The sequence below is a fragment of the Niallia tiangongensis genome, from assembly GCF_044704065.1.
GTDB classification, from domain to species: domain Bacteria; phylum Bacillota; class Bacilli; order Bacillales; family Cytobacillaceae; genus Niallia; species Niallia tiangongensis.
The window spans coordinates 4,482,374-4,495,266 of sequence record NZ_CP162613.1; the positions used below are offsets into that span (position 1 = coordinate 4,482,374).

Below are 12,893 nucleotides of genomic sequence, written 5' to 3' on the forward strand. Positions count from 1 at the left end.
GAGCGGAGGACGCTCGACTCCTGCGGGAAATAGAGACGCTTTAGACCCCGCAGTGCAGCGAGGAGGCTTAGCTTCCTCCCCTGCGCATCGTGCATCCGTAGCGCAATGGAACGACTTAGTTTTTACACCTGACTATATTTAAAAACATAGATAACCATCTTGAGAAAGTAGCTTTATTTAAGAGCTAAATTAGAGATTGTTCGTCTTTAAAGATTAGTTATTTAGTTTTGTACCAGCCTCCTCTGCTTCCCCTTTTAAATCTTTAACAGTTTCTCCTTCTATTAATTGCGGTTGATAGTAGTTTTCGTTTTGCAATTCTTTTTTCCCTTGGATTTTTTTAATGATCCAATCGGCTGCATCGTGTCCCATTTGTTCTTGAGGATGTGTTAATGTGGTGAGCTTGATGTTTGCATTTTTGGCAATATAAGAATTATCCTGACCTATAATAGATAATTTTTCTGGAATCGAAATAGTAAGTTCTCTGCATACATTTACAACCTCTAACGCAACCTCATCGTTATAGCATACAATGGCAGTCATACCTTCTGAATTTTCATTTAGGAATGCCTTCAAGTTTATATTTAAATCCAACTTCGTCTCTGTAGTAAAAGAAAAAACATGCTCTGCCTGAAATCGCAGTTTGGCATCTCCCAAGGCTTTTATATATCCTTTCATACGAAACTTCCCTTGTAAATCATCCATTTTTGCAATAAGCCCTATTTTGGTGTGTCCTTTTGAAATTAATTCATTTGTAGCGAGATAGCTAGACTGCACGTCATCAAGACAAAAGAAAGGAACCTCTAACTCCTCATAATAGGCATTAACCATAATGAATGGAACGTCCTGTTCTTTAAATGATAAGTAGTATGCAATATTGGGATTGTATAGGTTGCTTTTCGTAGGTTCAACAATTAATCCATCTACACCAAAGGACAGCATCATTTCTAATGCTTTCTTTTCTTGTTCCACATCATTATTCGTACTTGCTAAGAGTAACGAATAATCTTCTACATTTAATCTCCCTTCAATGCCACGAATAATCGAAGGAAAAATGTAATCAGAAATATAGGTTGTAATGACACCAATTGTTTTATTATTGGACTTTCCGCTCGCTTTCGACTGATATTGATTACTAACATAAGTACCAGATCCTTTTTCGCTTCTAAGATATCCATCATTCGCCAATTCTAGAATCGCCTTTCGAACAGTATGACGGCTAACTTGGTACTTTTCTTGCAGGATCGATTCAGTAGGAATTTGTTCTCCTACACGATAGTCCCCTGAAAGAATTTTACTTTTTATGTCATCAATGATGATCTGATACTTTAATTTCATTTAACGCACTTCCTTCAATGTTGTTTGCCATTCAAATTTGATAATTACGATATTTGTATGGTCATATTCTAGCATATGTAGGAATAAAATAAAATAACACATAACTAGCCAGACAAATTGCATACAAATAGGAATACCTTCTATTTTTATTGTTTTTTCTATTGGATGCTTTCGTAGAATTTGTCGCTACGCATAGAAACCTTTCGTTTTTAAGCGAAAAATCGAATCATCAATATGATTCCTTTATTATTTGTATGTACATTTATTTTTATAATTGACAAAAGTACGTACATATATTAAGGTGAATATGTACTAATTAAACAAATGAGATCTCCATTCGATTACAATTGATGAAATCGCTATCAAGGAGGGAATATATGAAAACCAATCAAACAAATACAAAACAAGCGATTGTTGATGGATCAACGTCACTTGGAATTGAATTCGGTTCCACCCGAATTAAAGCAGTATTAATTGATCATAACTTTGAAACCATCGCATCAGGAAGCTACGAGTGGGAAAATCTATTAGAAGATGGATTTTGGACGTACAACCTAGTGGATATCATCACTGGTCTCCAAACAGCTTATAGTGAAATGAAGCAAGAGGTTGAACGTAACTATGGTGTCACCATAAGAACAGTTGGTTCTATTGGATTTTCTGCAATGATGCATGGATATATGGCCTTTGATAATACTGGCGAACTACTTGTTCCCTTTCGGACATGGCGCAATACAACAACTAGCGTCGCCGCAAAAAAATTAACAGATACCTTTCAATTCAATATTCCGGAACGCTGGAGCATCGCCCATCTTTACCAAGCAATATTGAATGATGAACAGCATATCCCGCGAATCGAGCATATTACCACTTTAGCTGGCTATATCCACTGGCTATTGACTGGCAAAAAAGCACTTGGCATTGGGGATGCTTCAGGAATGTTTCCAATAGATGAAGCCACACAGGATTACAACCAAGCAATGATTGAGCAGTTTGAAGCGCTAATTGCTCCGAAAGAATTTCCTTGGAAGCTGAAGGATATTCTTCCTAAAGTTGCAACCGCAGGGGAACAAGCAGGTGTATTAACAGAAGTAGGAGCGAAAATTCTTGATCGCTCTCGTAACTTACAGCCAGGGATTCCACTATGCCCCCCTGAAGGTGATGCTGGCACAGGGATGGTCGCAACCAATAGTGTGCGAAAACGTACTGGAAACGTTTCAGTCGGCACTTCTGTTTTTGCGATGATTGTTCTAGAAAAAGAGCTTTCAAAGGTTTATCCAGAAATCGACTTAGTAACAACACCCGATGGCAGCCCAGTCGCAATGGTTCATGCAAACAACTGTACAAGTGATCTAAATGCATGGATGCGATTATTCCGTGAATCTCTAGAGGCAATGGGCCAAAAGGTTGATATGAATAAATTATTTGAAGCTTTATTGAGTACTGCTTTGGAAGCGGATCCAGATGGCGGCGGCTTGCTAAGCTATGGATATTACTCAGGTGAAAATATTACCGGATTAGAAAGCGGACGCCCCCTCTTTGTCCGATCACCAGAAAGTACATTTAATTTAGCTAACTTCATGCGCACACATCTCTTCTCTGCTTTTGGTGCGTTGAAAATCGGAATGGACATTTTAACCAAACAAGAAGATGTGGCAATCGATAGCATTTTAGGTCACGGTGGTTTATTCAAAACCCCTGTTGTCGGTCAAAAAATTGTTGCCGCTGCCATGAATACTCCCGTTTCCGTAATGGCAACTGCCGGAGAAGGAGGAGCGTGGGGAATTGCGATTCTTGCTTCTTACATGGTGAACAAGGACGAAAATGATAGTTTAGAAGACTTCCTCGACAAACAAGTATTTAAAGAGGGTGATAAGCAAGAAATATATCCGGATCGCTTTGATGTAGAAGGATTTGAAGCATTTATTACCCGCTATAAAAAAGGGTTAGCTATTGAGAAGGCTGCCGTCGAAAATTTGATTCACGAGTAAGGAAATGGAGGGGATAACATGTTAGAACAGCTAAAAGAAGAAGTATTTAATGCAAATTTAGATTTGCCTAAGCAAGGGCTTGTGAAATATACATGGGGTAACGCTAGTGCCATTGATCGTGAAAGTGGTTTATTCGTTATCAAGCCTAGTGGCATTGACTATGAAACAATGAAACCAAGCGATATGGTTGTTATTGATTTAGATGGAAATGTAGTAGAGGGAGATTTCAGACCTTCATCCGATACAGCTACTCATGCAGTACTTTATAAGCATTATCAAGAAATCGGTGGCATTGTGCATACTCATTCTACTTGGGCAACAATATGGGCTCAAGCCGGGCTTGACCTCCCAGCAATGGGTACCACTCATGCAGACACCTTTTATGGCTCCATCCCATGCGCTCGCTATTTAACCCAAGAAGAAATCGATCGTGGCTACGAAGCGGAAACTGGCAACGTAATCATCGAAACCTTTGAAGAGCGCGGATTAGATATTTTAGCTATTCCTGGAGTATTGCTGCATGGACATGGTCCCTTCACATGGGGAAAAGACGTTCATTCCGCTGTCATGAATAGCGTCGTGTTAGATGAGGTTGCAAAAATGAATTTATTTACCCGAGAATTAAATCGTTTTTCAGAAGAATTGCCTCAGCGCATCTTAGATAAACACTATTTACGCAAACATGGAAAAAATGCCTATTACGGTCAAAAGTAATATCTTAAACTACTAAACTATAACTGGAAAAGAGGAAAATAGAATGTCAACGAATAAAGTATTCTGGTTTGTTGTAGGTTCACAGCATCTATATGGAGAAGAAGCGTTAGGAGAAGTTAAAGCAAATGCCCAAAGAATGACTGATGCTTTAAATGAAAGCGGAGTTTTGCCTTACCCACTTGTTCTACAGGATTTAGCGGTTAGTGCAGATAAAATCACAAGCATCATGAAAGAAGTCAATTACCAAGATGAAGTTGCTGGTGTCATCACTTGGATGCATACTTTTTCTCCCGCGAAAATGTGGATTCGCGGAACAAAGCTATTACAAAAACCATTACTTCACTTAGCAACACAATACAATGAAAGTATCCCTTGGGCAACCATTGATATGGACTTTATGAATCTAAATCAAGCAGCTCATGGTGACCGTGAATATGGTTTTATCAATGCTCGTTTGAACAAACAAAATAAAGTGGTTGTAGGCTACTGGCAGCGTGCACTCGTACAGCAGCAAATAGCTGATTGGATGGATGTAGCAGTAGCTTATAATGAAAGCTTCAAAATTAAGGTTGCTCGTTTTGGGGATAACATGCGTAATGTTGGTGTTACAGATGGAGATAAGATTGAAGCTCAAATACAATTCGGATGGACAGTGGACTATTTTGCCATCGGTGATCTTGTTCAATACGTGAACGCTGTTACAGAAGAAGAGATTAATGATTTATTTGCCGAATATGAAACACTTTATGAATTTGATTATGGCACATACAGTAAGGAAGATTGGGAAGCTAGTGTAAAAGTCCAAGCAAGCTATGAAATTGCGATTAAGCGTTTCCTTGATGAGGGCGGATACAATGCTTTCACTACGAACTTTGAAGATTTATATGGCATGAAACAACTTCCAGGTCTTGCCGTTCAACGTTTGATGGCACAAGGATATGGATTTGCTGGTGAAGGAGATTGGAAGACAGCTGCTCTTGATCGTTTATTAAAAGTAATGAGTCATAACCAATCAACAGGATTTATGGAAGATTACACATACGAATTAGCAGAGGGACAAGAAGCCGTTCTTCAATCCCACATGCTTGAGGTAGACCCAACGTTAGCAAGCAACAAACCAAAAATTATCGTATCTCCATTAGGTATTGGTAATCGAGAAGACCCAGCTCGTTTAGTTTTTGACGGAAAAGCAGGAGACGGAGTAGTTGTTTCCATGGCAGACTTCGGTACCCATTTCAAACTTTTAATTAATGAAGTTACTGCATTTGAGCCAAACATACCAGCTCCAAATCTACCAGTAGCTCGTGTACTATGGGACATTAAACCAAATTTCCAAGACGGTGTAAAAGCTTGGATTGAAAATGGTGGCGGTCATCATACCGTTGTTTCTTTAAATTTGACCACTGATCAAATTATTTCTTATGCAAAGCTAGTTGATTTGGATTACGTTGTCATTAAATAATGGGACATTGGGACAGGCCACTTGTCCCACTTTTCCGAAAAAAGCAATGGAGTTCAAACTCGCATTGCTTTTTTAAGCTTATCGACTAACAGATTCCGTAATATCCTCTAATTGTTCTCCATTGGAAGCAATGACGTTTTTAAACCAATTAAAACTTTTCTTTTTATATCTTTTTAAATCTCTTAAATCTTGTTCTTCACGATTGACAAAAATAAAGCCGTATCGTTTCTTCATCTCGCCTTGTGAACTAAGAAGATCGGTGGAGCCCCATGTTAGGTAGCCAAAAACCTCTACGCCATCTTCCATTGCGAGCTTCATTTGTTCAATATGTTCTTTTAAATAGTTGATTCGATAATCGTCTACAACCGTCTGATTCTCATCCAATTCTTCTTGCACACCAATGCCATTCTCTGTAATAAAGATAGGCAAACGGTAGCGTGCATACATATCCTTTAAAGCAACTCGAAGTCCGATTGAATCAATAGACCATCCCCACTCATTTGCTTCTAAGTGCGGATTAGGCGTGATGCCAGGAATTAGTTCATCTGATTGCTCTACGCTTTTGACCGTCTGGCTTTGATAATAGCTGATACTCAAATAATCTACTGTATTTTCTTTTAATAGCTCAGCATCCCCTTCTTCAAAAACAGTCATAATCCCTTTCTTTTGAAGATCACTTGTTACATATGTCGGATATTCTCCATTTGCGAAAACATCACAATAGAAATCGATTAACAGCTCTTTCGCCTTTACGTTTGCCAGTACATCAGCAGGCTTGCAAGAAATCGGATAGGTCGTCATATACGTAATCATTCCTGCCATTTTTCCATCTGGAATAATTTCATGCAGTGCTTTGACTGCCTTAGCATGGGCAATAAAGGAATGATGAACAGCTTGATAGCTTAAAGCCTCCCTATTCTCATCTCTTACCTTTACTCCTAGAAGCTGCGGCTGTGTCAGGAATAGATTTTGCTCATTGAATGTTAACCAGTACTTAACTTTATTACGGTATCGCCCAAAAACAGTCCGCACATATTTTTCAAATAAATCAACCACTTTTCGAGAAGCAAAACCGTTATATTTTTCCGCCAATGCTAGTGGAATATCAAAATGGTATAACGTAATGACAGGCTGTATCCCATTTGCTAAAAATTCATCAAAGAGGTCATCGTAAAATTGCAGGCCTTCTTCGTTTGGCTCCCCTTCTCCATCTGGAAAAATTCTTGCCCAAGAAATGCTTGTTCGATATGCGTTAAAGCCTAGCTCCTTAAATAGGGCGATATCTTCTTTATAACGATGATAAAAATCGACTGCTACTTTCCAATCAGAAAACCCTTCTGGAATAGGTCTTGCATCCACAATAGAAGATCCTTTTCCCCCTTGATCCCAAGCTCCTTCTGTTTGAAAAGAAGTAACAGCCCCACCCCATAAAAATCCTTCAGGAATAATATTATCTACTTTTTTGTCATCGTATTTCCTCCTCCTGATTGGTTACTTTATATATGCCTGCTCTAGTAATTCCACTCTTTGATAAAGATTGATAAACTCTTCCGCTAACTCTTTTACGGTAATAGCATTCATTAAATGATCCTCGGCATGAACCATTTAGAGAGGTACTTCCGTTTTTTCTCCCCTAATTTCCCCTTGAATTAACTCGGTTTGAATATGATGGGCTTGGACTAATTCATCCTTCGCCTTTTGATGACATTCTTTGGCTTTTTCAAATTTATTTTGTTTTGCAAACGCAAGATCTTCCATTGCATAGCTTCTGCCATTCCCACTATGAAGAATCAACGTAAAATCTGTTGTTCAGAATTTATCCTCCGTCATCATTATCCATATGTTATATATAGATATATTCATGAAAAATTCCTCCTTAGATTATCTAATTATTCTCCTATGAAGATTTAGAAAGAAAACGTTTAGCAATTTCTCTTGATGCTTTTATTCTATAATAAAAACGTTTTCATTTCTATGCATTCTATTTCCGTTGCCAAACGGAAATCATTAAAGGGAAACAGAGGAACGGTTCTCTTTCAAGAAAAAGCCTAAACTTCTTCAGACACGTCGAAAGATAATAAAGACTTTTCCCCTCTACATTTTAACTAATTAGTTCTAGAAGACAGTTAATTTCCTCCGTTGAACCAGCATAAAGATGGGCGTGGTTATTGGATCTTACGGTGTAATAAACATTGTGCAATTTACCAGCATAGCCGTATTTTAATAGGTTTGAGTATTGGTTCGGACTTAGCTGCACATCCATGGTAATGCTATTTGAATAATAGAATCCTGTTTGATCGAAAGATGGCTCCTGAATTGGATTTCCTTGTTCGTTCTTAACAAAACCATCGTTATCCGAAAGCGTTTTATTGTTAGTTTGCATTTCATTTATCTCTCCTTCTTTCTTTTATAGCTTTATCTTACTCTAGTTGTATGTAAAACGCTTAACATTGCTTACTATTTCACATATTTTTCATAATCTCCATACAAAAAGAATGGAAAAAGAACCCCTTTGACAACTAGCATGGTTGTTTTTATAATTAATGACGAATGAAATAATAAAACCTTATTTTTAGGACGTGGATTTTTCTAGAGGTAACTCTATTTTCGCCACACAATTGTCAGCAGACAGTTGTGTGGCTTTTTTACGTTCACTGGGAGGAGAAATCAATTTGAAAAAATGGCATTATGCTTTCATCGTTTTTTTAGGGGGCTGCTGTTATGGAATTCTATCGACCTTTGTTAAACTTGCCTACACAGCTGGATTTTCGGCGGCAGAGGTAACAGGAGCACAATATTTATTTGGAACCTTAATTACTTGGGGACTTGTTTTGTTTACGAAAACATATAAAGCTACACGCGTGCCAGCTATCAAACTACTATTATCTGGCATCCCCTTTGGTTTAACGGGAATCTTTTATTATCAAGCATTACAGACGATAAATGCATCATTCGCAATTATTTTACTGTTCCAGTTTGTATGGATTGGTACACTTTTTGAAATGATCATTTATAAGAAAAAGCCTACAAAAGAGAAGGTACTATCGATAATTATTCTTCTGTTCGGCTCTATACTTGCAGGAGGCGTTTCTTTAGAAGGCGGGATGAACATTTCCTGGCAAGGTGCTGGATGGGGATTACTATCTGCCTTCACATTTGCTACTTTCATTTTCCTTAGCGGATCCGTTGGGAAAAATACTCCAGCCTTACTTAAGAGTGGTCTTCTTTCCATAGGTGGTTTATTCGTTGTTTTTCTAGTGTTTCCACCTGTGTATTTAGTTGATTTACCTACTTTAGTAGGGGTGGCACCATATGGATTACTCCTCGGACTTTTCGGGGCAGTTCTACCGCCTCTTCTCTATTCGATTGGAATGCCAAAGGTTGGGCCAGGACTTGGCACCATTTTAACAGCATCTGAGCTTCCGGTAGCTATCTCCATGTCCGCGCTAGTTTTGGGAGAACCTGTTGGCCCATTACAATGGACTGGTGTTGTTCTTATATTAGGGGGGATCGCGTTTAGCAACGTTCAGCTTTCAAAAGCTAAAATGATCGTGGAATATTAATAAAGAATATCGAGGGACGGTTCCTGTGAGTCAAATGAACTCACAAGAATCGTCCCTTTTCCTTCCTTAAAAATTGATGCGTATAGCCTTCTTTATGAAAAGCCAACCATCCTAAATTATTATTCGTATCAATCATCGAACCATTTGGTAAAACTTCATGGGCGATTATTTCCTTCCATAAATAAGGAGTAGTTGCTTCCTTTTCATGAATGACATAATCATGTCCGCAATACCGGGACAGCCTCTGCTCCTTTGCTAGACTTTGTCTAAACTGGAGAATGCTTTTTAAAGCAAATCCCGATAATCCATTAAAAGACTGATTTTTTATGGGGCTGCTTGTGATTTGATGTAGGCTTCGGTTTTTTTCTTGCTGAAAATAGACCTCTGCTTGAATGGACGAGGCCATATGAGCATCTCCAGATAAGATAATACACTCACTTGGATTCCATGCTGCTATTTGTTGATGAAAAAAGGAAAAGCCCCTTCCGTTGAATTTCCACCATTCCAAATCTAAGCTTCGCTGCAGAGACGGCATGATATTAGTAAGAGGCATGATATAATTTTTCAAAAAAGATTCAATCAAACAGACGCCGTATAATGGGGTAGCAGAGATAATTACTAACGGCGTATGAGATTGCCAGCCGCTCGCAAATAATAAATCCGATAAATGCTTCCATTCTTTCTTGCGGATTAAATTTGGTCCATTTGTCCGCTGTTTAAGTACATTTCCGACAACATAGGTTCGTTCTGCTGGATAGGCACGTTGGGTTCTTGTATCTAATACGAGGCTTCGGGGATTGGTTGGTGCAACATAGCTCCAAGCACGAAAGGATAATAGTGTGTGAAGCCACTCTTCATATGCTGGTGTATTCATCTTTAGTCTTTTCGTATAATTACCTATTTTAGAGAAGAAAGATTGTGGAAAAGCAGCCGGATCATTGCCCCAGCCTTGAAAAGCCCAATAGGCAGTTAATGCATTGGCAATAACATGATTTCCGAGCGGTGAACTAGCCACTTTTTCCTGCCATTCCTTTGTCATATTCCAGTCATCTGTTACATCATGATCATCAAATATCATATAGATAGGAATATTGGCCAATAAACGGCGTACATTTGGCAGGCTTTGTTGGAACAGTTCCGTTTCCTTTTGCTGCTCGGAGTATTCTTTTTTTAATGTGCTTATTTTTCTTTCGTCCTCTTTTTCCTTCTCTTCCTCTACATCCATATAAATCTGATTATCTTTTAAATAGTCATCAAAATCCTTTAGATACTCCTTCCTCCTTGCCAGCTCCCAAATTTCCGGATTCCAACTCATGACGTACATAGCTGCATACTCTCCAAGTGTCAAAAGGTGATTTGCAGCTTTTCGCGAAGTAAATTGGCAGTATTTTTTGATGATTTCTTGTCTCCCATTTATTTGGTTGATGGCTGTTTGGAGGGCTTTGTTTTTAAGGCCCTTGCATAATTCCCTTAATGGTTCTTCCTTCCCTATTAGCCGCTTACCCAATAAGGATAAAAAGGGAGCAACTGGCGCTGGGACGTCATCTGCATAAATTTGATCGCCTGTTAGAAAAAGAGCACTTGGTCTTTTCTCCAAATGAAAATAGGACTCATGTAGTTTTTCATCCCCCAAACATAGCGCATCCGCTCCAATTCCATGCAGCTTGCGACAGGAGCCATATAATATATTTCGTTCATCTGTTTCTGGAATAAAAAAAGTGGGATAGTGTAAGTTTCCGTAGCAAATAGAGGCTGGGTTATTTGGGGACAATAATTCAAAATCACTTAAATCATAGGAATTTTTACCTTTTTTAAATTCAATATTGTATCCTAACAAGGTTTGAGTGGGAAAGCTTTCGGATTGTGGCTGTACTTTGATTAAATAGATATATAAATGTTTTCCTAACCTAACTATTTGTGTATCAGATTGGATTGCAATTGGCTGATAATCATATTCTTCCGTCTCTTGATTTCGTTGAATCGCATAAAGCTTGGCGCTTAATTGATATTTTTCACTTAAAGCGACCCAAAGATAGGCTGAAGTTTCCTCTACTCTGCGCACCATTGGCCCAGACAAAATTAACGGCAGATTCATCGTTACCACCATCCATTTCTGTTCTCTTACAGCCTATTCGGAAAAAGGAGGGGATATGTTTTTAGAATGGTGGGACATGGGGTCAGGTTCCTTGTCCCACTTTGGTGCCTGGCAGCTGATTGAAGTATCCATCGTCCTTTGTTATGATGGGGGGAGTAACCTTATTTCAATAATAATGGAGGAAAATTCCGTGAACGATAAGCAGACAAATGAGCAAGAAGGAAAAAAGAAAATTAGCCTACAAGAAGCAATGAAGCAACAGTTAGCAAATAAAACGCAACAAGGACAAGGCGGAAAAGCAAACTTGAGCGGCAATCAAAAAACGAAGAAAATGAAAAGCCAACTGACGAAAAAGCCAAATAATCAAAGAAAACGCACAGGTGTGTAATGAACGGTCAAAATAGAAAAGACATCGCCCCAGGCATTCACGTTGAAATTGTTCTAAAGCAAGACCAAAGAACAGGGAAGCGAACAGCAGGCATTGTAAAAGATATTTTAACAAAGTCACCCTCTCATCCTCATGGAATTAAAGTTCGCCTAGAAGATGGACAGGTTGGAAGGGTGCAGTTGATTAAAGAATGAGCAGAAAAAAGGACAATCACGTTATAAGATTTTTATAACGTGATTGTCCCTTTTTTCTTTTTTAAGGTTGGGACAAGGGACCTGACCCCTTGTCCCATTTACTAAATTTCTCTAACAATCTCTTTTCTGTTAGGAGCAAGCGGTGGTTGTTCTAACCATTTATTTTGTACCATAATATTAAACCATTTCTTTGTTACCATAAGATTTTTTAGAATAGTACTCTCGTATGCGGTTACAAGATCTGTACGCATAGCTGATGCTAATCCTCCCCCATTATAGTTTTGTGCTGCTTGAAACAAGAATCCGATATGATACATCATTAATTTATCGGAAAAAGGAGAGTCCGTTGAAGTTGTCACTTCTGTTTCCCAAGATTTAGGAACTGGTAAGTTATCTGATTGCATTATTTTTGAAAATGTTTTTATTTGACCATCAGCCGTGTTCTCGGAATCCGTTAAGAACTTTCTTACTTCTTTTGTTTGAGCGACCTGACTAAATGCGATAGAAAGGGTTTTTGACATAATGCTTTTTTTTAGGTTGAATGAAATACTAATGATTTCTGTTGCTGATAACGTTCTCCCTTTTCCAAAAAATCCATCTGTGAAATCTTTACTAGAAATAAATTCAGGGTTTTTTGCTGGATAAAATAAAGGGTCTCTTTGAAAACTCCCCTTCTCCAGCAATAACTCAATTGTTTGATGGTACATCTTTTTTGCATCGTTATCACAGGAATCGTAAAATTCCCGTAGATCTTTTCTAACAGAAACAGTTAATGCAGTACTATGGCCTAACAAACCATGCAATGTCATGATATGTAAATAATTCAGGCAAAATATATCGGTGAACAATCTCTGTTTCCCTTTAAAGAGATCCGTTTCTGTAAATCCTATTGGAACCGGAAACCCCTCGTTCTCCATAAAAGCTACTATTTGTTTCTTTTGTTTCCCAAACGTCTTGATAGCATCCACAAAAATAGCTTTAATGGACTCATCCTCAACAATGGAATGCATATACCTATTTACAATATCCACTGCTGTTCCATTTATATACTCGCCCCAAAGAGTTCCTATTTCAGAAGATGTGAGTTTTAATTTAGCATCATCCATATTATCACCTCTTGGATATTATTGCCCAATGTAGTAAATAATATG

11 protein-coding genes and 1 pseudogene are annotated in these 12,893 nt (G+C 38.3%); 6 read left to right on the forward strand and 6 right to left on the reverse strand.

The window, feature by feature from the left end; genetic code table 11:
- Positions 1–213: 213 nt before the first annotated feature.
- On the reverse strand, positions 214–1,335 hold the full coding sequence (locus AB3U99_RS21210; protein WP_400243736.1) for a substrate-binding domain-containing protein: 1,122 nt from the start codon (positions 1,333–1,335) through the stop codon (positions 214–216).
- Positions 1,336–1,712: 377 nt separating this feature from the next.
- Here AB3U99_RS21210 and AB3U99_RS21215 point away from each other — a divergent pair, with 377 nt between their 5' ends.
- The 3 genes from AB3U99_RS21215 to araA are packed head-to-tail and all read left to right on the forward strand — an operon-like array spanning position 1,713 to position 5,502.
- Positions 1,713–3,326, forward strand: a complete 1,614-nt coding sequence (locus tag AB3U99_RS21215; protein ID WP_400243737.1) for a xylulokinase — start codon at positions 1,713–1,715, stop codon at positions 3,324–3,326.
- Positions 3,327–3,344: 18 nt separating this feature from the next.
- The gene (locus AB3U99_RS21220; RefSeq protein WP_400243738.1) at positions 3,345–4,040 is read left to right on the forward strand and encodes an L-ribulose-5-phosphate 4-epimerase; all 696 of its coding nucleotides are present in this window, start codon (positions 3,345–3,347) and stop codon (positions 4,038–4,040) included.
- Between the two features lie 43 nt (positions 4,041–4,083).
- Positions 4,084–5,502, forward strand: a complete 1,419-nt coding sequence (gene araA / locus AB3U99_RS21225; RefSeq protein ID WP_400243739.1) for an L-arabinose isomerase — start codon at positions 4,084–4,086, stop codon at positions 5,500–5,502.
- Positions 5,503–5,580: 78 nt separating this feature from the next.
- On the opposite strand, the gene AB3U99_RS21230 is transcribed toward araA, so the two are convergent.
- The 3 genes and pseudogenes from AB3U99_RS21230 to AB3U99_RS21240 all read right to left on the reverse strand — a co-directional run bounded on the left by AB3U99_RS21230 (position 5,581) and on the right by AB3U99_RS21240 (position 7,885).
- Complete coding sequence (locus tag AB3U99_RS21230) at positions 5,581–6,990, reverse strand: glycoside hydrolase family 1 protein (protein ID WP_400248142.1); 1,410 nt, start codon at positions 6,988–6,990, stop codon at positions 5,581–5,583.
- A gap of 3 nt (positions 6,991–6,993) precedes the next feature.
- Positions 6,994–7,296: pseudogene (locus AB3U99_RS21235) on the reverse strand (PTS lactose/cellobiose transporter subunit IIA).
- A gap of 307 nt (positions 7,297–7,603) precedes the next feature.
- Positions 7,604–7,885 carry a hypothetical protein gene (locus AB3U99_RS21240; RefSeq protein ID WP_400243740.1) on the reverse strand — a complete coding sequence of 94 codons (282 nt, stop codon included), beginning with the start codon at positions 7,883–7,885 and terminating at the stop codon, positions 7,604–7,606.
- Between the two features lie 289 nt (positions 7,886–8,174).
- Between AB3U99_RS21240 and AB3U99_RS21245 the strand changes: the two genes are divergently transcribed.
- Positions 8,175–9,065 (forward strand): EamA family transporter, encoded by an 891-nt coding sequence (locus AB3U99_RS21245; RefSeq protein ID WP_400243741.1) that lies wholly within the window; start codon positions 8,175–8,177, stop codon positions 9,063–9,065.
- A 40-nt stretch (positions 9,066–9,105) separates the two neighbouring features.
- On the opposite strand, the gene AB3U99_RS21250 is transcribed toward AB3U99_RS21245, so the two are convergent.
- Positions 9,106–11,160 carry a hypothetical protein gene (locus AB3U99_RS21250; protein WP_400243742.1) on the reverse strand — a complete coding sequence of 685 codons (2,055 nt, stop codon included), beginning with the start codon at positions 11,158–11,160 and terminating at the stop codon, positions 9,106–9,108.
- A gap of 175 nt (positions 11,161–11,335) precedes the next feature.
- Between AB3U99_RS21250 and AB3U99_RS21255 the strand changes: the two genes are divergently transcribed.
- Both AB3U99_RS21255 and AB3U99_RS21260 read left to right on the forward strand, forming a co-directional pair.
- Entirely contained in the window at positions 11,336–11,548 is a 213-nt protein-coding gene (locus tag AB3U99_RS21255; RefSeq protein WP_400248143.1) for a hypothetical protein, read from the forward strand.
- Positions 11,548–11,742: a YwbE family protein gene (locus tag AB3U99_RS21260; RefSeq protein WP_400243744.1), complete on the forward strand. Its 195-nt coding sequence runs from the start codon at positions 11,548–11,550 to the stop codon at positions 11,740–11,742. Before AB3U99_RS21255 ends, AB3U99_RS21260 begins: the two co-directional genes overlap by 1 nt.
- Positions 11,743–11,843: 101 nt before the next feature.
- Here AB3U99_RS21260 and AB3U99_RS21265 read toward each other — a convergent pair whose 3' ends face one another.
- Entirely contained in the window at positions 11,844–12,848 is a 1,005-nt protein-coding gene (locus AB3U99_RS21265; RefSeq protein WP_400243745.1) for a DUF3231 family protein, read from the reverse strand.
- Between the last annotated feature and the right edge of the window lie 45 nt (positions 12,849–12,893).

Excerpts from the sequence above, each read along its gene's own strand:
- AB3U99_RS21215 (WP_400243737.1), top strand. The coding sequence starts at position 1,713 with ATGAAAACCAATCAAACAAATACAAAACAAGCGATTGTTGATGGATCA.
- AB3U99_RS21210 (WP_400243736.1), bottom strand. The coding sequence starts at position 1,335 with ATGAAATTAAAGTATCAGATCATCATTGATGACATAAAAAGTAAAATT.
- AB3U99_RS21220 (WP_400243738.1), top strand. The coding sequence starts at position 3,345 with ATGTTAGAACAGCTAAAAGAAGAAGTATTTAATGCAAATTTAGATTTG.
- AB3U99_RS21240 (WP_400243740.1), bottom strand. The coding sequence starts at position 7,885 with ATGCAAACTAACAATAAAACGCTTTCGGATAACGATGGTTTTGTTAAG.
- AB3U99_RS21250 (WP_400243742.1), bottom strand. The coding sequence starts at position 11,160 with ATGAATCTGCCGTTAATTTTGTCTGGGCCAATGGTGCGCAGAGTAGAG.
- AB3U99_RS21260 (WP_400243744.1), top strand. The coding sequence starts at position 11,548 with ATGAACGGTCAAAATAGAAAAGACATCGCCCCAGGCATTCACGTTGAA.
- AB3U99_RS21265 (WP_400243745.1), bottom strand. The coding sequence starts at position 12,848 with ATGGATGATGCTAAATTAAAACTCACATCTTCTGAAATAGGAACTCTT.
- araA (WP_400243739.1), top strand. The coding sequence starts at position 4,084 with ATGTCAACGAATAAAGTATTCTGGTTTGTTGTAGGTTCACAGCATCTA.
- AB3U99_RS21255 (WP_400248143.1), top strand. The coding sequence starts at position 11,336 with ATGGAGGAAAATTCCGTGAACGATAAGCAGACAAATGAGCAAGAAGGA.